Origin of the sequence: Sulfitobacter sp. W027 (assembly GCF_025143985.1) — a bacterium.
Lineage (GTDB): Bacteria > Pseudomonadota > Alphaproteobacteria > Rhodobacterales > Rhodobacteraceae > Sulfitobacter.
Window position 1 is genome coordinate 67,838 of sequence record NZ_CP083566.1, and the last position, 19,601, is coordinate 87,438.

Consider the following 19,601-nt stretch of genomic DNA (forward strand, 5'->3'; position numbering starts at 1 on the left):
ACAGTCGGTCAGGATTGGAACCACCAGATCATGCGCCACGATTCACCCCCATTCATGATTGGGGCAGCGCGCGCAAACGGCAGCACTGCCCACGGGAGTGCAACCGTTCAACCGTTAAGTTGGTTCCCGCCCGCGTTGCGGCTTCGCGAAAGGCGAGGGGAGCTTGGGGTCACCCTTCGGGTATTTCGCCCATCACCTTGGGCACATGGTAGCCCTTTTGCACCGCGTCGCGCGCGCGCAGACGTTGGTACCACGCCCGGACGTTGGGATAATCCGCAAGGTCGATCTGCTGCCATTCATAGCGTGAGACCCAAGGCCAGCAGGCCATATCGGCGATAGAATATTCGCCGCAGATGTACGCGCGCCCTTCAAGCCGTTTGTCGAGCACCGCGTAGAGGCGTTTGACCTCTGCCCCGAAGCGTTCTTCGGCATAGGCGGCTTTGCCGGGGTTGAAATGCAAGAAATGATGCGCCTGCCCGGCCATGGGACCAAAGCCGCCCATTTGCCACATCAGCCATTGCATGACCTCGGCCCGCGCCACCTGACCTTCGGGCAGAAAGCGGCCATGTTTATCGGCGAGGTAGACCATGATTGCCCCGGATTCCATGAGGCTCACCCCAGTGTCATGGTCGACGATGGCGGGGATTTTGTTGTTGGGGCTGATTTTGAGAAATCCCGCGCTGTGCTGCTCATCCTTGCCAATGTCGATGGCGTGCACGTTATAGTCGACCCCCAGCTCTTCGAGCAGGATCGAGACCTTGCGGCCGTTTGGGGTGGTCCATGTGTAAAGGTCGATCATCGCATTTGGTCCCATTTAAGATGCGCGCGCATCAGTTTCTTGCAATGTTAAGCAGGCGCATCAGGTGGGTCAACGCAAGGAACCGCGATCAAGTCAGCCGGTTTATCTGCAAGACGCAGTACAGGGGGATGCAGTACAGGGGGATGAAGATGCGAAACAACGATGCCCACTCGTCGCCGGAACTGGCCTGCCGCGCCAAATCGGTTATGCAAATGCTCTGTAAACGCGAGATGCATATCGCCACGGCGGAAAGCTGCACTGGCGGGCTCATCGCCGCCCAGTTGACGGACATCGAGGGCTGCTCGCATGCGTTTGAGCGCGGTTTTGTCACCTACACTGATCAATCGAAACATGAACTCTTGGGGGTCAATTGGCAGTTGCTAAACGACCATGGTGCAGTCTCTCGTCCCGTTGCACTTGCCATGGCCGAAGGCGCGATGGCACGATCAGGGGCACAGATCGCCGTCTCGACCACCGGTTTTGCCGGGCCGGGTGGCATTGAGGACGAAGAGGGGCTTGTGCATTTTGCGCTTGCGCGCGAGGGGTGTAACACGGTTCATCGGGCCGAGTCCTTTGGGGCCATTGGCCGCGATGCGATCCGGCAGCGATGCCTTGAAACGATATTGGATATGTTGGAGGAAACCCTGACGTGAGCACGAGCCAAGCCGCCGCCTTTAGCGCCTACCACCGTCATGGCTTTGTCCGGGTGGCGACCTGCACGCCGCATGTGCGGCCTGCCGATGTCACCTTCAACCGCGATAGCCTGCTGGATGAGATGCGCCGTGCCGATGCGGCGCGTGTGGATCTGCTGGTTTGCCCTGAACTGTCGCTTTCCTCCTATGCCATTGATGATCTGCATATGCAGGACGCGCTTTTAAATGCGGTGGAAGAGGCGCTTGGCGTGCTCATTGAAGCCAGTGCCGAGATGACACCGGTGATCCTGCTCGGCGCGCCGCTGCGCCGGGAGGGGCGGCTCTATAATTGCGCTGTCGTGATCTCGCGCGGGCAGGTGCTGGGCGTTGTGCCAAAGTCCTACCTGCCGAATTACCGTGAGTTCTATGAAAAACGCTGGTTCGCCCATGGCCGGGACACCGGGGGAGAGATCACCGTCGCGGGCCGCCGGGTGCCCTTTGGCGATGATCTGATTTTTGAGGCGACGGATCTGCCCGGCCTGATCTTCCATGCCGAGATCTGCGAAGACCTCTGGACGCCCGCGCCGCCTTCGTCGGATGCCGCACTTGGGGGGGCGTTGATCCTCGCCAACCTCTCGGCCTCGAATATCGTGATCGGTAAATCCTCTGACCGCCACCTTCTCTGCCGTTCGCAATCCATGCGCGCCTTTGCCGCATACGTCTATTCCGCCGCCGGTCCGGGGGAGAGCACGACCGATTTGGCTTGGGACGGGCAGGGGATGATCCATGAATTGGGCGACCTCTTGGCCGAATCCACCCGCTTCTCGCTTGAGCCGGAACTGACCATCGCCGATGTGGACTGTGGCCGCATCCAGTCAGAGCGGATGCGGACGGGTAGTTTTCATGACGCCGCACGGCACCGCGCGCCAGAGTTTCGCCGGGTGACCTTCGCCCATCAGCCGCACTATGAGAATGCTGGGCTGATCCGCCCGCTGCGCCGTTTTCCCTATGTGCCGAACCGCGAAAGCCACCTTGATCAGGATTGCTACGAGGCGTTCAACATTCAGGTCGAAGGGCTGCGCCGCCGGTTCGAGGCGACCAAGAGCAAGACCATGGTTATCGGCATTTCTGGCGGGCTCGATTCCACCCATGCGTTGATCGTGGCGGCCAAAGCCTGTGACCGGATGGGCATCCCGCGCGACCGTATTTTGGGGTTCACAATGCCCGGCTTTGCCACGTCCGAGGGCACGAAGTCGAACGCATGGAGGCTGATGCGCGCCATGGGCATCAGCGCTGATGAGATCGACATCCGCCCCGCCGCACGGCAGATGCTGGAGGATATGGATCACCCCTTCTCAGACGGGGAGCCGGTTTACGACATCACCTTTGAAAACGTGCAGGCCGGGCTGCGCACGGATTACCTTTTTCGGCTGGCCAACCAGCGGCAGGGCTTCGTCATCGGCACCGGCGATCTGAGCGAATTGGCGCTTGGCTGGTGTACCTATGGCGTGGGCGACCAGATGAGCCATTACGCCGTGAACACCGGGGTGCCAAAGACGTTGATCCAGTACCTGATCCGCTGGGCCACACGCTCGGGCCAGTTCGATGCTGAGACCGACAAGGTTCTCGACGCCATTCTGGAGACCGAAATCTCCCCCGAACTGGTCCCCGCCGGAGAGGGTGAGGAGATTCAAAGCACCGAGGCGATGATCGGCCCCTATGAGTTGAACGACTTCTTCCTCTTTCACACGATGCGCTACGGGCTGGCACCGTCAAAGGTGGCCTTTCTGGCGTGGCACGCTTGGCATGACATCGAGGAGGGGCGCTGGCCGGATGGTTTCCCGCAGGCCAAACGCAATGCCTATGACCTCGAAACGATCCGTCATTGGCTCGAAAAATTCTTGCACCGTTTCTTTGCCACCAGCCAGTTCAAGCGCTCGGCCCTGCCGAATGGGCCCAAGGTCAGCGCCGGGGGCGCGCTGTCGCCGCGCGGCGACTGGCGTGCGCCGTCGGACTCTGTGGCGACCCCGTGGTTGGACGAGTTGCGCAGCAACGTGCCCGAGTGCTGGCCGAAAGGTTAAGCCGCGCTATTCCTCGCGGCTCAATTCGCCTTCGACAAAGTTCGGGGTCAGCGGCGGCGCGGCGTGACGCTCTCGGGTCTCGGGATCGCTGCGTAGGGTCATGCGCAGCAGCCCCCATGCGACGATGGCGATTTGAAAGCCGCCAAGCGCAAGCGGCAGGCCACGCGGGCCCAGCGTATCCAGCAACACGCCGGCCAGCAGCGGCCCGATCGCCGCCCCGATGCCTTGCATCAGCACCAAACCGCCCGAGACAGCGACCACCGCCGACCCCGGCGCACGGTCGTTGACATGGGCGATGACGATGGACTGCGCGGGTAGGACCAGTCCGCCGATGGCAAAGCCCAAGATCAACAGCATTGTACTTGATGGTGCAGGGATCGGCAGGGTCAACATCATCAGCGCGCCGCCTGCTGCCGCCAGCCCGACGCTCAGGCCCCGGCGGCTCACCCGGTCAGACATCCAGCCAAGCGGGAACTGCAACACCAGCCCCCCGATGGTGAAGGCCGCGATCAGCAAGGCGATACGCGATTGAGCATAGCCCATCTCCTGTGCGAACAGCGGCGCGAGCCCGTAAAACGTCCCGATAGAGGCCCCCACCAGCCCCGCGCTTACCGCGCCATAGGGAGACAGACCCCACAGGCGACGCAAGGACGGCGGTTCTTGCGCGCCTTCGGACATTGGCCCTTCCACACGGGTGAGCGAGATCGGCACGAGCGACAGCGACATCACGATCGAGACAAGCACGAATAGGATAAACTCAGCCGGATCCCCGAGGTTGAGCAGAAACTGCCCCGCCGCTCCCGAGGCCATGCCGACCATGCCGTAAACCGCCAATAGCTTGCCCCGCTGCGCGGAACTGACCGACGCGTTGAGCCAGCTTTCCGTCACGATGATCAATCCGGCAAAGGCAAAGCCCGTCAGACAGCGCACGGCGATCCATACCCATGGGTCGATAAAGGCCAGATGCATCAACGCCGCTGCCGAGGCGACAGAGGCCAGTGCGGCAAAGGTGCGGATATGGCCCACGCCCGAGATCAGACGCGGGGCGACGAACGACCCGATGCTCAGCCCCGCGAAAAAGCCTGACATGATGAGGCCCGTGGTCACCCCGCCAAACCCCTCAAGCCCCGCGCGTATGGCCAATAGCGTGCCCTGTAACCCATTGCTCATCTGCAAAAGCGAAAAGCCGAGCAGCAAAGTTACAAGTGGCATAACAGCAGAGCGCATGATGTCCTCTCAGGTCTTAAATCCGGCCGTGGCCGGTGGCCGTTTGGCCATTGGTCCCAAAATATGTGCGGCGGATTTAAAAAATTCCAGTAACCAACCCTGACGCTCTTCCACCGGGTAAGGTTCCGCGCCATAGTGGTAGCAGCCAGCGGCGCCATCGTGGAATGCCCAGCCAATACTCAAGCAGATTTGACGTGCCTTTTTTGGGGGGATGCTCAATTATGCGCCTTGTAACGCAATTTGAAAGCGCATCCTCGTGAAAGCCCTGCGCCAATTTATCGTATTTTTGCTAGTTCTCGTTGCTGGCCTCTATGTGTTGTTAACCTATGTCCCCGCCGCGCGTCCCTTCGTGGCGCAGACCGGCTTGCTGGACCTTCTGGGGATTGACGCGACCCCCGAAAAGCCTGAGGCGTCCGGTGGCGGCTGGGGCGGCGGCGGGCCGTCGCTCGTTGTCACTGCCGAGGTGGGCGAAGAGACTTTGGCCGACCGCATTACTGCCATCGGCGACGGGCGCGCGCGCCGTTCGGTCACCTTGCGCTCCAACGCGGTGGGCGTGATCACCGAACTCAACCTACCTGCCGGGCAGTTGATCGAAGCAGGCACCGTGATCGCATTGTTAGAGAATGAGGCCGAGCGGATCGCGCTTAAGCAAGCTGAATTGCAGTTAGAGAATGCCCGCACGGAACAGGTACGTGTAGAGCGACTGCAAAACACCGGTGCGGTCAGCGAAGTGCGCCTGCGTGAGACGGAGCTCGCCCTGCAAAGCGCCGAACTCGCGCTTAGCCAAGCGCAATTTGACCTGTCGCAACGCCGCATCCTCGCACCGATCTCGGGCTGGGTGGGGATCACCGACATTGAAGAAGGCGATCGGGTCAATGCGCAGGATCAATTGGCCACCATCACCGATCGCAGCGAGATCCTGATCGATTTTCGCGTGCCAGAGCGGGTGGTGGGCAAGCTGGCCTTGGGCAAGGAGATCACCGTCACGCCGCTTGGCATGCGCGACCTCACGCTCACGGGCGAAGTCAGCGCCATCGACAGTGTAATCGATCGTGCCAGCCGCACGCTTTTGGTGCAGGGCCGGGTGCCAAACGCAAACGACCGATTGCGCGCTGGCATGGCGTTCTCCGTTAGTCTTACCTTTGTCGGCGATCCGTATCTGGCGATCCCGCCGCTGGCGGTGCAATGGTCTTCGGACGGTCCCTTTGTCTGGGCAGTGCGCGAAGGGAAGGCGCATCAGGTCGCGGTCGAGATCGCGCAGCGCAATAGCGATTCTGTTCTTGTCTTGTCGGATGATTTGACTGCCGAAGATGTGGTGGTGACCGAAGGCGTGCAAACCCTGCGCGAAGGGGGAGAGGTGCGCGAGGCCAACCGCTCGGGCCGTGCCCAATCGGGTGCCGCCATCTCTGAAAAGACAACCCTATGAGCGCCCCGCCCTCTGATGAAGGCACCCCGCCGCCTGTCACCGCGTCGGGCACGGCGCTTTTCGTACGGCGGCCTATCCTCGCCTTTGTGCTGAACGCGCTGATCGTGCTGGCGGGGATTGCCGCGCTCTTTGGTGCCGAGGTGCGTGAGCTTCCCAATGTCGACCGCCCCGTGGTCACGGTCACCACGACATTCTCGGGCGCGTCACCGGAATCCGTCGATCAGGAATTGACCGGTCGGATTGAAGGGGCCGTGGGCCGCGTCTCGGGCGTGCGGGCGATTTCCTCGAACTCTCGTTTCGGACGCAGCCGGGTCACCTTGGAGTTCAACGACAGCACCGATATCGACGTGGCCGCCACCGATGTGCGCGACGCCGTGGCGCGGATCGTGAACCAATTGCCCGACGGGGCCGAGCAGCCGCAGATCGTCAAGGCCGACGCCAACGCGCAGCCGGTGATGCGCATTGCCGTGACCTCCATGGGCCGCTCACCGGAGGAATTGACCAAACTGGTGCAGGATCGCGTCGAAGACCGGCTGATCTCGGTCAACGGGGTCGCGGATTTGCAGATCTACGGCGACAGGGAGCCGTTCTTCCGCGTCGACATCGATCAGTTGGAATTGGCCAGCCGGGGCCTGACCTTGGGCGACATCCAGCGCGCCTTGGCCCATGTCGCTTATGACGCGCCGGCGGGCGATCTGGCGGGCGACCGCCAGTCGATCAACGTGCGGACGACTGCAAGCGTCGCCACCACGCAGGCCTTTGAGGCGATGGAGATCAAGGAGAATGTCCGGATCGGCGATTTGGCTAAGGTCACACTTGGCCCCGCCGCAGGCGAAACGATCCTGCGCGCGAATGGGCAGTTAGGACTGGGCATCGGGATCATCCGGCAGGCGACCTCGAACACACTCGAAATCTCGCGCGACGTGCGCGCCGTGGTGGGAGAGTTGAATGAGACCCTGCCCGATGATGTGCGTATTTTCGTCACCTCTGATGATGCGACCTTTATCTCGGGTTCTATCCGCGAGGTGCTCTCGACGCTGGCCTTTGCCGTTGGCATCGTGGTGGCGGTGATCTTTATCTTCCTGCGCGATTTCCGCGCCACGCTGATCCCGGCGCTGACCCTGCCGGTGGCGCTGATCGGCACTTTGGCGGCGATCTATCTGGTCGGGTTTTCGATCAACATCCTGACTCTTTTGGCACTTGTACTGGCCACCGGCATGGTGGTGGATGATGCGATTGTGGTTCTGGAGAACATTGTGCGCCAGCGGGCGGCGGGGATGGGCCCAAGGGCGGCGGCGGTGCTGGGCACATCGCAAGTGTTCTTTGCCGTGGTCACCACCACGGCCACGCTGGCCGCGGTCTTTATCCCACTGTCATTCCTGCCGGGTCAGGCGGGCGGGTTGTTTCGGGAGTTCGGTTTCACCCTCGCCATCGCGGTGATGCTGTCTTCGGTCGTGGCGCTTAGCCTTTGCCCGGTGCTGGCCAGCCGCTTGCTCACCAAAGCGGCGCCGGACAACCCGCGCGGTCCGGTGGTCGCGCTTGGAAACGGGCTTTTCCGGCTCTATGCCGCGACGCTTAAATGGGCGCTGGCGATGCCCTATGTCGTGGTGCTCATCGCCGCCTTCGTGGCGCTGACGGCGGTGCTGGTCTCAGGCGACATCCGCCAAGAACTGACCCCGCGCGAGGATCGCGCCGTGGCCTTGCTCAGCGTCTCGGCCCCGCAGGGCGTCTCGCTCGATTACACCCAAGGCAAGATGCGTGAGATCGAAGATCTGATCACCCCGCTGCAAGAGGCGGGGGAGGTGACGAACATCTTCTCCATCACCGGGTTTGGCGCGGATAATCGCGGCTTCATGGTCTTCACCCTTGCCGGATGGGCGGACCGTGCGCGGAGCCAAGATGAGATCGTGGGTGAGATCAACGGCAAGCTGCGGGGCATAGTCGGCGTGCGGGCCTTTGCAATCCAGCCCAACTCCCTTGGCATTCGCGGCGCAGGGCGGGGGCTGTCTTTCGCGATCACCGGCAACAACTATGAGCAGCTTTCCGAAGTTGCGCAGGCCATGGTGGACCGGCTGAGCACCGACCCTGCGATGGGCCAAGTCCGGCTGGAATATGAACGTACGCAACCGCAACTTTTCGTCCAGATCGACCGGACGCTGGCGGCAGATCTGGGCGTCGATATCACCGGGCTGGGCCAAGCCTTGCAGGCCATGCTCGATGGGCGTGAGGTGGCGTCGGTCTTTATCGACGATACCAGCTATGGAGTGCAGATGCTGTCGACCTCGGACCCGGTGAACGACCCGCGCGACCTTGAGAACGTCTTTGTCCAATCGGGCACCGGTCAGATGATCTCAATGGCCAGTTTTGTCACCCTCGAAGAACGCGCCGTCGCCCCTGAGTTGGACCGGGAGGGCCAGAACCGCTCGGTCGAGATTTCCGCCGGGCTGACGCCGGGCCTGTCGCTGGGGGACGCGCTGCTGCAGGTCCGGGAGGTCGGCGAAGAAATGCTGGGTGATGAGAACCTGATCGTGCCCTTGGCCGAAGCCGCTGCATTGGATCAGACGAGCGCGGGGCTTTTCGTGACTTTCGGCTTCGCGATCCTCGTGGTTTTCCTCGTCCTTGCTGCGCAGTTTGAGAGCTTCGTCTCTGCCATCGTCGTCATGGCCACGGTGCCTTTGGGCCTTGCCTGCGCCATCTTCGCGCTGCTGATGACGGGGCAAAGCCTGAACGTCTATAGCCAGATCGGTCTGGTGATGCTGATCGGGATCATGGCTAAGAATGGTATTTTGATCGTCGAGTTTGCCAACCAACTACGCGATCAAGGGGCGGATATTCACGAGGCGATCTTTGGTGCCTCCACGATCCGCCTGCGTCCGGTGATGATGACCATGACCTCGACCGTGCTGGGGGGTGTGCCGTTAATCCTGTCCTCGGGCGCGGGGGCCGAGGCGCGCGAGGCGCTTGGCTGGGTGATCGTCGGCGGTTTGGGGATGGCCACGCTCTCAACCCTCTATCTCACGCCGGTCGCCTATTTCCTGCTGGCCCGTTTCACCACGCCCAAGGCGGCAGAGGAAGCGCGCCTGCAACGCGAAATGTCCGAGGCGCAGACGATCTAGGGGCGTGGAGCGATTTTTCTCCGCCCATGCAACTTCCCCCCGTGGTGGGCGTTTAGCCATGTAGAACCGAAGCGGAAGGGACATGAGCGTGCGCGGCGATTTGAGTTTGGCACAGGCGGACCAAGGGCTTCCGACTGATGGGGCAAACAGCCAGAGCCTTTTCAATGATAGCACGACATGGCGCGTCGCGCGGGCTGACCGTTTTGGTCTGATTGTGGATGCGGCGGATTACTTCCGGGTTTTGCGCGAAATTTTCCTCGGGGCGCGACAGCAGTTGATGCTGATCGGCTGGGATTTTGACTTTGAGCTCGAAATGCTGCCGGGCGAGAGCGACGAAGACGGCAATGCGCCGGACGGCTACCCCAATCAGCTTGGTGCCTTTGTCGAAGCAGTGGTTGAGCGGACGCCTGAACTCAGCGTTTATCTGCTGAAATGGAACGGGGCCGTGCTGGCCGCGCCGGGGCGTTTGGTGCCATCGCTGGCGCTGAGCCTTTTTGGTGGGGATCGCATTCATTTTGCCTTGGACGGACACCATCCCTTTGGCGCCTGCCACCACCAAAAGATTGTCGTCGCCGATGATGCGCTGGCATTTTGCGGGGGGATCGACGCGACCGAGGATCGCTGGGACACGCCGGATCACCTGCCGGAAGACCCACGCCGGGTCCGCAAGGACGGTACCCCTTCTGATCCATGGCATGACGCGACTTCGGCACTTTCCGGTCCTGCCGCTGCGGCCTTGGGCGAACTCTCTCGCCGCCGTTGGTTGCGGGCCACGGGCGATGAGATTGAACGGCCTGAGGGCGCGCTGATGTCCGAATGGCCCGACAGGCTGCCAGTGGATGCTGAAGGTGTCGATGTGGCAATCGCGCGGACCGAGCCGCCCTTTGATGAAGAACCCCTTATCAATGAGATCGAACAGCTTTACCTCGCGGGGATCAAATCAGCGCGCCGCTATATCTACATTGAATCTCAGTATCTTGCGGCAGAGACAATTTGCGAGGCGCTGAAGGCGCGGCTGGCTGAAACGGACGGGCCAGAGATTGTAATTATCAACCCGCGCGATGCGGAATCGCAGTTGGAAGATGACGCCATGCATGTGCTGCGGGAGCGTCTGGTCGAAGAGCTAAAGCGCGCGGACCATCAAAACCGCTTCCGTATCTATTTCCCGGTCACCAAGGAGGGTGACCCGATCTACGTTCACGCGAAAATCATGATCATCGACGACCATCTGTTGCGGCTGGGGTCAAGCAATCTCAACAATCGCTCCATGGGGTTTGATACGGAATGCGACGTGGCGATTGAACAGCCATCGCAGGTTATCGAAGGTTTCAGAACCCGTCTGATCGCTGAGCATCTTGGTCAAACACCTGAGCGTGTGGCCGAGGTGATCGCCCAGAAAGGGTCCATGATCGGCACGATTGAGACCTTGAACGGCAAAGAGGGGCGTGGTCTGCGCGCCGTTTTCCGGGGCAGCGAAACCGTGATTGGCGGGTTTCTCGCCAACACCCGTCTGCTTGATCCGCGTTATCATCCGGGGGAGGTGACCTCGACCGGGCGTGGCATCCGCCCGCGCCATATGGCGCTTATTGCAGGCGGTTTGGGTGTTGCGTGGCTGGCTTGGAAGAAATGGGGGCGCCGCGACTAGCGACGCCCTTTGATCTATGGTCGCGCCTCGACAATGGATGTCTTCTCGAAACCGCTGCCGCTGATCACAGGCTGGCGCTCTAACGGCGTTGTGGGTGCGGAGAGTACCCGGCGCGACGTCTCGGCCAGAAGGGCGATGGCAAAGAGCGCGGCCGTCCCTAAGGCAGGCAGAACCCAGACCATCCAAACAGCCTTGGGCTGCGCCAGCATCGCAGTCTGGCAGATCAGCGCCAGCACCGTACCACTGGCAAAAATCAGCAGCCCATGCCGCCCGATCAGCTGAAACGGGCTTGCCACCCGATGCGCGGCGAAGCGGGTCACACTCGGCAACTGCGACAGAAAATACCCCAATGCCAGAATATGGACGAACCGCGGCGCGGAGAGATAGGTTTTGTCATGCGAGGTGAGGTTGAACGGCACTCCGGCCTCTCTCAGGTGATGCATTTGCAGGTTCAGGAATTTGCCCAGCCCCGGCACATATTTCCATGCAAGAATTCCCAGCAGTACCGCGACTGACAGCCAAAACAGCGCTCTGGACGCGGGGAAAAAGCGGTAGCCTTGGCGTTGGCTGAGACCAACCAGCAGACCGAAAACAAAGATTGCCTGCCAGGCGAAGGGGTTGAAAAACCAACCGCCGGGGTTGGGGTAGTTCGGCAGGTTCAGGCGAAAGACACCGGTCAGCAGCCAAAGGGTGAGCGACAACGCAAAGAGCAGCCACGGCCAACGCAGCCCCAGCATGATCGCCGCCGGTGCGCAGATCAGCAAGACCGAATAAGCGGGCAAAATATTCACATAGCCGAACTGATGGGTCAGAAGAGGGATGCCGATCAAGGCCTGGGTCGGGTTTTGGAACACCTGCCGCATGTTGATCTTGGTCAGAAACTCAGCCTCCGTGATGATCTGAAAGGCAGTGGCGAAGATGCCCAAGGCCACCGCCGAAAGCACGATCTGCACCACATAGAGGGACCACGCCCGTTTCCACAATGGCGCGACCGCGCGCCACAGGCCGTAGGTCACGCGGTCTCTCTCGATGAATCGGGGCGTATAGGCCAATCCCGCCGCGATTCCGGACATCAGAAAAAACGCCTCTGCCGCGTCGGCAAAGCCTAGGTTTCGGATAGTTAAATATTCGTAAGGATTGCCCGGCACATGATTGATAAAAATCATCACTAGTGCCAATCCGCGGAACACATCGATGCGCGGGTCGCGGGGCGCTTTGCCCAACGGTGCGGCCCGCGCGGAGGCCGTTGCAGGTGATAGACCGGCGTTAAGCTGTGGCATGGGTCAGGTCCGCCGAATTGGGATTGGGCATTAGGTGTTCGTCGTTCCAAGTCAGACGCCAGACATCGCAAATTCTGTCGTATTCCGCGACCACATCAAGCGGCCCTGCATCCTCTGGAACCGTGAAAAGAACGGGGCTAAGCGGGCGTGATGTCCATGTGATAAGAAAGGGTGCAAAAAGCATCGGGACAGCCACCGGAAGCAGCCAGATCGTCAGATCGGGCGCCACCCATTGAACCGCCGCGATGATCGCAACCCCAATGAATACGATCCAGCGGCCCGCCGCCCAGCCGTCTTGCAGGCTCAACTGGCCTTCGTTGCGCTGATTAGCCGGCCATCCGCCGTCCTGGCCTGACAGAACCTGCAGCACCGCACGGCTGTGATAGAGCAGCATCAGCGGGGCGAGAAGTGTGGTCAGGATGATCTCGGTCAGAACCGAAAGTGCCATCCGCAGAGCCCGGCCAAAGTCGCGCGCGCGGTCGGTCAGGATTGCATGCGTCAGGATCAGCATCTTGGGCACAACCAGCAGACCCAGAACGCCCAGAGCCAGCAGCGTGATTTCGCGCGTGCTGGTGTCGGGAAAAACCGGAAAAAGTTGATAGGGCCCGGGGAAATACTGCGGCGGTGGCGCGTAGAGGGTGCTGATGGCCGAGGTAATCAAGAACGCCGCCCAGAGGAGCGAAACGACATAGGCGGTGACGTTTTGCAGAAAGACAAATCGGCTCCACCCTGCTAGTCCGGGGGCAAAGATCAGCCGGGCATGTTGCAGGTTGCCCTGGCACCAGCGCCGCTCGCGACGGGCAAAGGAAAGGACGTTCTCCGGGCCTTCTTCGTAGGATCCGCCCAAGGTCTCATCCACTTCGACCTTCCAACCCGCGCGGGCAAGCAGCGCCGCCTCAACATAGTCATGGCTCAGGATATGGCCGCCCAAGGGGGGCGGGCCGGAAAGCTCTGGCAGGCCGCAGCTTTGCGCAAAAGCGCTGACCCGAATGATCGCGTTATGGCCCCAGAAAGGGCCGGTCGGTCCTTGCATGCGGGCAAGACCACGGGTGAAAATCGGCCCGTGAAACCACGAGGCGAACTGCAAGGCGCGGCCAAAGAAGGACCGCGCGCCGATGATCTTGGGGAGGGTTTGCAACAGCCCCAATTGCGGGTCGGCCTGCATACGGGCGATCATGGCGCGGATCGTGTCCCCCTCCATCAGACTGTCTGCGTCTAGGATCACCGCAAGCTCATAGGCGCCGCCGGATGTGCGAATGAACTCTTCGATATTGCCCGCCTTACGGCCCGCGTTATCGCGCCGTCTGCGGTAGAATATGCGCCCCGTGCCGTCTGTCTCGCGCAGCAAGCGTGCAAAGGCGAACTGCTCTTTGCCTGCCAAACCCTCATCGCGTGTGTCAGATAGAACGACGAAATCCGCCCTGACACCGGCTCGCGTGACTGAGCGGTCGATTGCCGCGATACGGGCAAAAGTTGTCAGCGGGTCCTCGTTACAAATGGGCACCGCGATCACGGTACGGGGTTGCGGGGCCTGCAGCGCGGGCCGGCGGGGATTTGATCTGCCTCCGAACAGCCCGATCAGCGCCAGCGATGCACCCCATGCCAGCCAAGCGGTCGTGGCAAAGACAAGAACGGCGCGGATGCCGTCCCAACCGCTGAACCCATCCCGCGCGGCAGCCTCCGCCAGTAGCGTCGAAGCGATGGCGGCACATCCAAGCGAAATGCCCAGGGCAAGCGCCCGCGCGAAGCGGGTCGGGCTATCCGCCGCAAGCTGCCTTTGCTGAAGGGTCATTGAACTCAGGCCTTGCGGCGCAGCAAGAGGGCCCGGGTCAATTCGGCCAGCCCAGCCCGATGGGCGCGGCGTTCCAAGGTTTGCCGGGGCATTGCAAGCGGGGCGACAGGGGGCATCCAGTTCTCAACCTCTGTCGTCATTGCCGAATAGGGGGTCTCCCCCTCGTTAAAGCTTACGCGTTGATCCATTGGTACACCCATGTCTCTGTAAGATTGCGGTCATATCCCGAGAGAACGGCTTTGATCTCGACGATGGCGTCCGGCTCTGCACGCAGTTCCAGCACCAGCCGCCATTCATCTCTGCCATCCACGCGGCTCAGGATCGCCTCAACGATTTCACCGTTCTGCGCGCTTGCGATTGGCTCCAGCTTGGCATCGCCCGGCATATCGCTAAGCTGACCCCCGGCGAAGTCGATGACGAATTTGCGCGTTTCGGTATCTGCCTCAACACCCGCAACCCCGCCATGACCCGAGCGCAGCCGGACCACGCGGCCAAGGGTTTGCGGTGTTGCGCCCGGTGGGTTCATCCCCCAGTGCATGCGGTAATTATAGGCCAGTTCATCCCCGGCGCGGGTCTCTCCCTCAGGGATCCAATAGGCGACGATATTATCGTTGCCTTCGAGATCGGAGGGGATTTCGACCAGCCGGACCGTGCCTTTGCCCCAGTCGTCCATAGGCTCAATCATCAGCGACGGTCGGCGCTCGTAATGGGCCTGCGCATCGAGGTAATGTTCAAAATCCCGGTTGCGCTGCACCAGTCCAAAAGAGCGCGGACTCTCAGCCCCGAAATAGGAACTCGCAAGGCGCGGCGGATTATTGAGCGGTCGGCACAGGGTTGCATCCTTGCCTGCATTCAGCACCAAGGCTTCGCTGTCGTGAACTGAGGGGCGAAAATCGTCAAAGGCGCCTTTGTCCGCGCCATTGTGCAAAAACATCGACGTGAGCGGCGCAATGCCAAGCTGTTTGATGTCCTTGCGCAGGAAAAGACGCATGGTGACTTCGACTGAAGTCGTCTCTCCCGGTGTGATGGCAAATTGATAAGCGCCGGTAACCGACGGGCTATCCAACGCAGCATAGATCATCACGGTGGCATCGCCCGGCGCGGGTCGGCGCAGCCAGACCTCGCTGAAACGGGGGAATTCCTCACCTTCAGAGAGACCGGTATTCACAGCAAGCCCGCGCGCGCTCAACCCATAGAGCGTGTCTTTTCCCAAGGCGCGGAAGTAGCTGGCCCCTTGGAAGACGATCAGCTCATCGAAAATGTCGGCGCGGTTAAGCGGGGTGTGCAGCCGAAAACCGGCAACGCCCGGCATCCCGGCATTGGGCGGGATCGAACTGGCCAAACTGTCATCATCATACTCAAAATCCGCCGTGGTAAACCCCATGGGTTCGACCGCGTCGCCTTTGACTTCATTGATCTTTACGGCTTCTTTGAAGAGCCAGCCGGGATGGAAAGCATGCAACCTAAAGGCAACGCCCTTTTCCTGCCAACGCGCCTGCTCGGGGCGGAAGCGGATCCGCTGGTAGGCGTCGTAATCAAGCTCTGCCAAAAAACCTTCGACGGGCTCCGGGGCCGCGTAGGACGATTGCGCCAATTCCCGCATCTCGTTGACAAGATTATCGAAAGTGAAGGACGCCGTCGCTACTTCTTGTGCGTGACTGCGCAGGGGCATCAGCGCCGCGGCAAAGGACGCAGCTGAGAGGGTCAGGAATTGACGTCTCTCCAAGCCATCGGTCTTCAATTCTTTCGGTCGAGTAGTGCTGGAAATCGACAATATTATACTCCAAGAGACACGTTAAGAGTGTGCAATTTTGCCCCCTACTTAATCGTTTCGGCACCGCTGAAAACTTGAATCTGAGATTTTCAGCAAATTGCTGCACAGCAGCGCGGGAAACCGCCGATTTGCCCTGCGTTCTTTGCCAGTTGCCCAAAATTTCGCCTAAGATCGCCACTCTATTGCGGCATTCAGCTTCGCTTTCGGCGGTGCATAAAGCGCAGGCCGGCGCGTGATAGACTTGCCCGGCGCCCGCTATTACCTGAACGCAGGTCCGTGCGCCCAGACGGTCATCGAATAACGGGTACCCCGGGTAACCGGAGTGACCTGATGCAGCGTGAAACTGGGGAAGATGCTCACACAGCCCTGTTCGCGGTTGGCCGTCAGCGTATGCGCCCCTGGCATCACTTCCAGATCCCCGCCCTCATAGGCGTCGCTTTCGCTGAGTTGAAGCACGAGGGTCAGCTTGCGTTTGCCCGCCGCGGGCCCGCTGCCGATGTCGGAATGCCAGACGAAATGCCCGCTGTCCGAGGCCTTGTAGATCGCGACTTGCGGGCTTTCGGCAAACTCAGTCAGGTCGAATTCAAAATGCTTACGGTTGGCGCTGCGCACCAGATCGATCATCCGATCCATCACCCATTCCGTGCCTTCCACCTCGTCGGTCCAGACAAGTTGGGATTTGCGCAGATTGTGATCCCGGTTGCGGCCCACCAACAGCGCGTCATCTGTTGGCACGTCAGAGATCCGTTTGATGATGGCATCGCATTCGCTTTTGCTGAATGCAGCCGGCATCGTGTGTAGTGCAAGCATTCCTTCGGTCCTTCGGAAATGAGCCTGCTTCGGAGCGCGCGTTTGGGGCGGCGAATCTCTTGGTCGAAGGAGGCCCGGTAAATTTCCATAGCATGAATTTTGCACCGGAACGCTAGTGTTCCTTTTGCTCTCTTTTGAAGGAGAGCGGCTAGACTTCAGCCCCGCGCGAAGCGGGGCTGGTACGGGCAGTTTGGTTAGACAGCGTCCAGTCCTTCGGCCAGCAGGCGCTCAAGACTGTCCATTTCTGCTTCCGTCAACGGAATGCCCTTGGCGTTTGTTTCGGCCCGCGCCTTGAAGCGACGCTGCGAGGGCAGGCGCGCGCCTTGTCCCACGATCGCGGCAAAGAGCGTTTCGGCCCGGGCAAGGGGATCGCCGGGACGACCGGCGGCAAACTTCACCGGATCAAAGGCAATGATCAATTCGCCATGCGCAGGCGCGAGGGTGAGAGAGCCCAAGTCATCGCGCGCTTCCGGGCTGGTCAGATCGCCGATCATCACCCCGGCGAGCAGTTCGATCATCGTCGAGATGGCCGAGCCTTTATGCCCGCCGAAGGGCAGCATGGCCCCGGCGAGGGCGGCCTCCGGGTCGGTGGTCGGGCCGCCGTCGGGCGCAATGGCCCAGCCTTCGGGCAGGGGGGTGCCCGCGCGGCGGTGCAGTTCGATCTCACCCCGCGCGGCGACGCTGGTGGCAAAGTCAAAGACGTAAGGGTCGCCCCCCGCGCGGGGCCAGCCAAAGGCGAAGGGATTGGTCCCCATCAGCGGATCGGTGCCGCCCGCAGGGGCAACGCTGGCATAGCTGGGGCACATGGCCATGGCAACGAGGCCCATATCCGTCAGCGCCTCGATCTCAGGCCAAAGGGCGGCGAAATGGGTGCAGTCGTTGATCACCATCGCGGCGATCCCGGTGGCGCGACAGCGTTCGGCCAGCAACGGCGCGCCTGCGTCAAACGCAGCGTTGGAGAATCCGCCGCCCGCGTTCACGCGTACGATGGCGCTTTCGTCATGGCTCACCTGCGGCACGGCGTCGGGTGTGACTTTGCCCGCTTTGATCGTGCGCAGGCAGCCTTCGATCCGATAGATGCCGTGCGATTTGCAAGCGTCGCCTTCGCCCGCCACGATCACCCGCGCCAAGGCTGACGCGTTGAGCGGGGAAAGGCCCGCACCTTCGAAAATCCGAATGACGATTTCATTGAGTTCGTCGTGGGACAGGGTGGTATCGGTCATTTGGAGCCTCGTGCAGCATGGGTTGCAATCATGCATACATCATGTATGCAGTGACGGAAAGACGCAAGCTGACACCGGGCCGCGGCCCGCATGAAAGGATAAGACGATGGCCTTTACCCCCCATGGCAAACACCTGATCGCTGGCGAGTGGATCGCCACCGACGCGCGTTTTAGCTCCAGTCCCGCGCATGGAAGCGCACATGAATTCTCGGTCGGCACGGTGGAGCTGGTCGACCAAGCCTGCCAAGCCGCCGAAGCCGCGTTCTGGGACTATGGCTATTCCAGCCGGGCGACCCGCGCGAAATTTCTGAACGCCATCGCCGATGAGATCGACGCACGCGGGGCTGAGATCACCGAGATCGGCAGCCAAGAAAGCGGCCTGCCCGAAGCGCGCCTTGAAGGGGAGCGGGGCCGGACGGTAGGCCAGTTGCGCCTCTTCGCCTCGCATATCGAAAAGGGTGAGTATCTCGACCGCCGGTTTGATGCGGCGATGCCTGAGCGTCAGCCCGCACCACGTCCCGCTATCACCATGCTACAACGCCCTATCGGCCCTGTCGCCGTCTTTGGCGCGTCGAACTTTCCGCTGGCATTCTCGGTTGCGGGTGGTGACACGGCGGCGGCGCTGGCGGCAGGCTGTCCGGTCGTGGTCAAAGGGCATTCCGCCCATCCCGGCACGGGTGAGATTGTTGCCGAAGCGATCCATGCGGCGATCGAAAGCTGCGGCATGCCGCGCGGGGTCTTCTCCCTGATCCAAGGCGGAGACCGCGCGGTTGGTCAGGCCGTCGTGCAGCATCCGCTGATCAAAGCCGTGGGCTTTACCGGCTCTCTCGCCGGGGGCCGGGCGCTGTTTGATCTTTGCGCCGCACGGCCAGAGCCGATCCCGTTCTTTGGGGAGTTGGGCTCGGTCAACCCGATGTTCATGCTGCCCGCCGCGATGGACGCACGGGCCGAGGATCTGGGCAAAGGCTGGGCCGCGTCCCTGACCATGGGCGCAGGGCAGTTCTGCACCAATCCGGGCATCGCGGTCGTGATTGACGGGGCAGAAGCTGATAGGTTCGTAGAGAGTGCGGCGACCGCGCTAAAAGACGTGGCCGAACAAGTCATGCTGACCGACGGCATCGCGCAGGCTTATTGCTCTGGTCGCGATAAATTCAAGGCCGAGCCAAGCCTGCGTCAAGTGCATCTGGCCGACAGTTCAGGCCGCAAGGCCGCCCCGGCACTGTTTGAGACCACAGGCGCAGAGTTTAAAGCCAATCCAGCACTGCATGAAGAAGTCTTTGGCCCACTTGGATTGGTGGTGCGGGTTTCTTCGCTGGAAGAGATGCGCGCGCTGGCGGTTGAGTTGGACGGGCAGTTGACCATTACCCTCCATATGGACGACGCGGATGTTGAGGCCGCGCGAGCACTGATGCCTGTGCTGGAACGCAAAGCCGGGCGTCTGTTGGCAAACGGCTTCCCCACGGGGGTCGAAGTGGTGGATTCCATGGTGCACGGCGGACCATACCCGGCCAGCACCAACTTTGGCGCGACCAGCGTAGGTACCCTGTCGATCCGGCGTTTCCTGCGGCCTGTTTCCTATCAGAACCTGCCGGAGGCGCTTCTGCCCGAAGACACGGCGGAGTGACACCAGACCGAGAAAGCCGGGCCGTGTGTCTGGCTTTCTCATTTCAGCCTGAAAAGGGAGCGGCTGCGGCTCTATCCCATCCCCAAACAACGACGATAGCGTCTCAATAGTTCAAAAATATGTCGACATACCGATAAAAGTTAAAAATACATATTGTATTTTTAATGAGGAC

General features: G+C 61.2%; 14 protein-coding genes. 6 read left to right on the plus strand and 8 right to left on the minus strand.

The genetic code is table 11. The features are described from left to right. Positions 1-169: 169 nt before the first annotated feature. Complete coding sequence (locus K3759_RS17850) at positions 170-799, minus strand: glutathione S-transferase family protein (protein ID WP_259986178.1); 630 nt, start codon at positions 797-799, stop codon at positions 170-172. 149 nt (positions 800-948) lie between these two features. On the opposite strand from K3759_RS17850, the gene K3759_RS17855 reads away from it, so the two are divergent. Further along, positions 949-1,452 (plus strand): CinA family protein, encoded by a 504-nt coding sequence (locus K3759_RS17855; RefSeq protein ID WP_259986179.1) that lies wholly within the window; start codon positions 949-951, stop codon positions 1,450-1,452. Further along, the gene (locus tag K3759_RS17860; RefSeq protein WP_259986180.1) at positions 1,449-3,512 is read left to right on the plus strand and encodes an NAD(+) synthase; all 2,064 of its coding nucleotides are present in this window, start codon (positions 1,449-1,451) and stop codon (positions 3,510-3,512) included. Before K3759_RS17855 ends, K3759_RS17860 begins: the two co-directional genes overlap by 4 nt. A gap of 6 nt (positions 3,513-3,518) precedes the next feature. On the opposite strand, the gene K3759_RS17865 is transcribed toward K3759_RS17860, so the two are convergent. After that, positions 3,519-4,739: an MFS transporter gene (locus K3759_RS17865; protein WP_259986181.1), complete on the minus strand. Its 1,221-nt coding sequence runs from the start codon at positions 4,737-4,739 to the stop codon at positions 3,519-3,521. A gap of 256 nt (positions 4,740-4,995) precedes the next feature. Here K3759_RS17865 and K3759_RS17870 point away from each other — a divergent pair, with 256 nt between their 5' ends. The 3 genes from K3759_RS17870 to K3759_RS17880 all read left to right on the plus strand — a co-directional run bounded on the left by K3759_RS17870 (position 4,996) and on the right by K3759_RS17880 (position 10,926). Then, positions 4,996-6,165, plus strand: coding sequence for an efflux RND transporter periplasmic adaptor subunit (locus tag K3759_RS17870; protein ID WP_259986182.1), 1,170 nt, complete (start codon positions 4,996-4,998; stop codon positions 6,163-6,165). Next, positions 6,162-9,281: an efflux RND transporter permease subunit gene (locus K3759_RS17875; RefSeq protein ID WP_259986184.1), complete on the plus strand. Its 3,120-nt coding sequence runs from the start codon at positions 6,162-6,164 to the stop codon at positions 9,279-9,281. The genes K3759_RS17870 and K3759_RS17875 overlap by 4 nt, the downstream gene beginning before the upstream one ends. Positions 9,282-9,363: 82 nt before the next feature. Beyond that, positions 9,364-10,926 (plus strand): phospholipase D-like domain-containing protein, encoded by a 1,563-nt coding sequence (locus K3759_RS17880; RefSeq protein WP_259986186.1) that lies wholly within the window; start codon positions 9,364-9,366, stop codon positions 10,924-10,926. A 14-nt stretch (positions 10,927-10,940) separates the two neighbouring features. Here K3759_RS17880 and K3759_RS17885 read toward each other — a convergent pair whose 3' ends face one another. From K3759_RS17885 to K3759_RS17910, 6 genes are all read right to left on the minus strand, one after another. Next, positions 10,941-12,206 carry an OpgC family protein gene (locus tag K3759_RS17885; protein ID WP_259986187.1) on the minus strand — a complete coding sequence of 422 codons (1,266 nt, stop codon included), beginning with the start codon at positions 12,204-12,206 and terminating at the stop codon, positions 10,941-10,943. Beyond that, entirely contained in the window at positions 12,193-13,998 is a 1,806-nt protein-coding gene (gene mdoH, locus K3759_RS17890; RefSeq protein WP_259986188.1) for a glucans biosynthesis glucosyltransferase MdoH, read from the minus strand. The genes K3759_RS17885 and mdoH overlap by 14 nt, the downstream gene beginning before the upstream one ends. Before the next feature lie 5 nt (positions 13,999-14,003). Next, a complete protein-coding gene (locus K3759_RS17895) occupies positions 14,004-14,186 on the minus strand; it encodes a hypothetical protein (RefSeq protein WP_259986189.1) in 183 nt (60 codons plus the stop codon). After that, the gene (locus K3759_RS17900; protein ID WP_409202529.1) at positions 14,171-15,670 is read right to left on the minus strand and encodes a glucan biosynthesis protein; all 1,500 of its coding nucleotides are present in this window, start codon (positions 15,668-15,670) and stop codon (positions 14,171-14,173) included. Before K3759_RS17900 ends, K3759_RS17895 begins: the two co-directional genes overlap by 16 nt. Before the next feature lie 360 nt (positions 15,671-16,030). After that, positions 16,031-16,582 (minus strand): 2OG-Fe(II) oxygenase, encoded by a 552-nt coding sequence (locus K3759_RS17905; RefSeq protein WP_259986191.1) that lies wholly within the window; start codon positions 16,580-16,582, stop codon positions 16,031-16,033. Between the two features lie 194 nt (positions 16,583-16,776). After that, positions 16,777-17,805, minus strand: coding sequence for an Ldh family oxidoreductase (locus K3759_RS17910; RefSeq protein ID WP_259986192.1), 1,029 nt, complete (start codon positions 17,803-17,805; stop codon positions 16,777-16,779). 106 nt (positions 17,806-17,911) lie between these two features. Between K3759_RS17910 and K3759_RS17915 the strand changes: the two genes are divergently transcribed. Then, on the plus strand, positions 17,912-19,429 hold the full coding sequence (locus tag K3759_RS17915; RefSeq protein WP_259986193.1) for an aldehyde dehydrogenase (NADP(+)): 1,518 nt from the start codon (positions 17,912-17,914) through the stop codon (positions 19,427-19,429). The last annotated feature ends 172 nt before the right edge of the window (positions 19,430-19,601 follow it).

Bases quoted from the DNA above. Each gene is read 5' to 3' on its own strand.
- K3759_RS17850 (WP_259986178.1), bottom strand. From the start codon at position 799: ATGATCGACCTTTACACATGGACCACCCCAAACGGCCGCAAGGTCTCG.
- K3759_RS17855 (WP_259986179.1), top strand. From the start codon at position 949: ATGCGAAACAACGATGCCCACTCGTCGCCGGAACTGGCCTGCCGCGCC.
- K3759_RS17865 (WP_259986181.1), bottom strand. From the start codon at position 4,739: ATGCGCTCTGCTGTTATGCCACTTGTAACTTTGCTGCTCGGCTTTTCG.
- K3759_RS17875 (WP_259986184.1), top strand. From the start codon at position 6,162: ATGAGCGCCCCGCCCTCTGATGAAGGCACCCCGCCGCCTGTCACCGCG.
- K3759_RS17880 (WP_259986186.1), top strand. From the start codon at position 9,364: ATGAGCGTGCGCGGCGATTTGAGTTTGGCACAGGCGGACCAAGGGCTT.
- K3759_RS17885 (WP_259986187.1), bottom strand. From the start codon at position 12,206: ATGCCACAGCTTAACGCCGGTCTATCACCTGCAACGGCCTCCGCGCGG.
- mdoH (WP_259986188.1), bottom strand. From the start codon at position 13,998: ATGACCCTTCAGCAAAGGCAGCTTGCGGCGGATAGCCCGACCCGCTTC.
- K3759_RS17895 (WP_259986189.1), bottom strand. From the start codon at position 14,186: ATGGATCAACGCGTAAGCTTTAACGAGGGGGAGACCCCCTATTCGGCA.
- K3759_RS17900 (WP_409202529.1), bottom strand. From the start codon at position 15,670: ATGCCCCTGCGCAGTCACGCACAAGAAGTAGCGACGGCGTCCTTCACT.
- K3759_RS17905 (WP_259986191.1), bottom strand. From the start codon at position 16,582: ATGCTTGCACTACACACGATGCCGGCTGCATTCAGCAAAAGCGAATGC.
- K3759_RS17910 (WP_259986192.1), bottom strand. From the start codon at position 17,805: ATGACCGATACCACCCTGTCCCACGACGAACTCAATGAAATCGTCATT.
- K3759_RS17915 (WP_259986193.1), top strand. From the start codon at position 17,912: ATGGCCTTTACCCCCCATGGCAAACACCTGATCGCTGGCGAGTGGATC.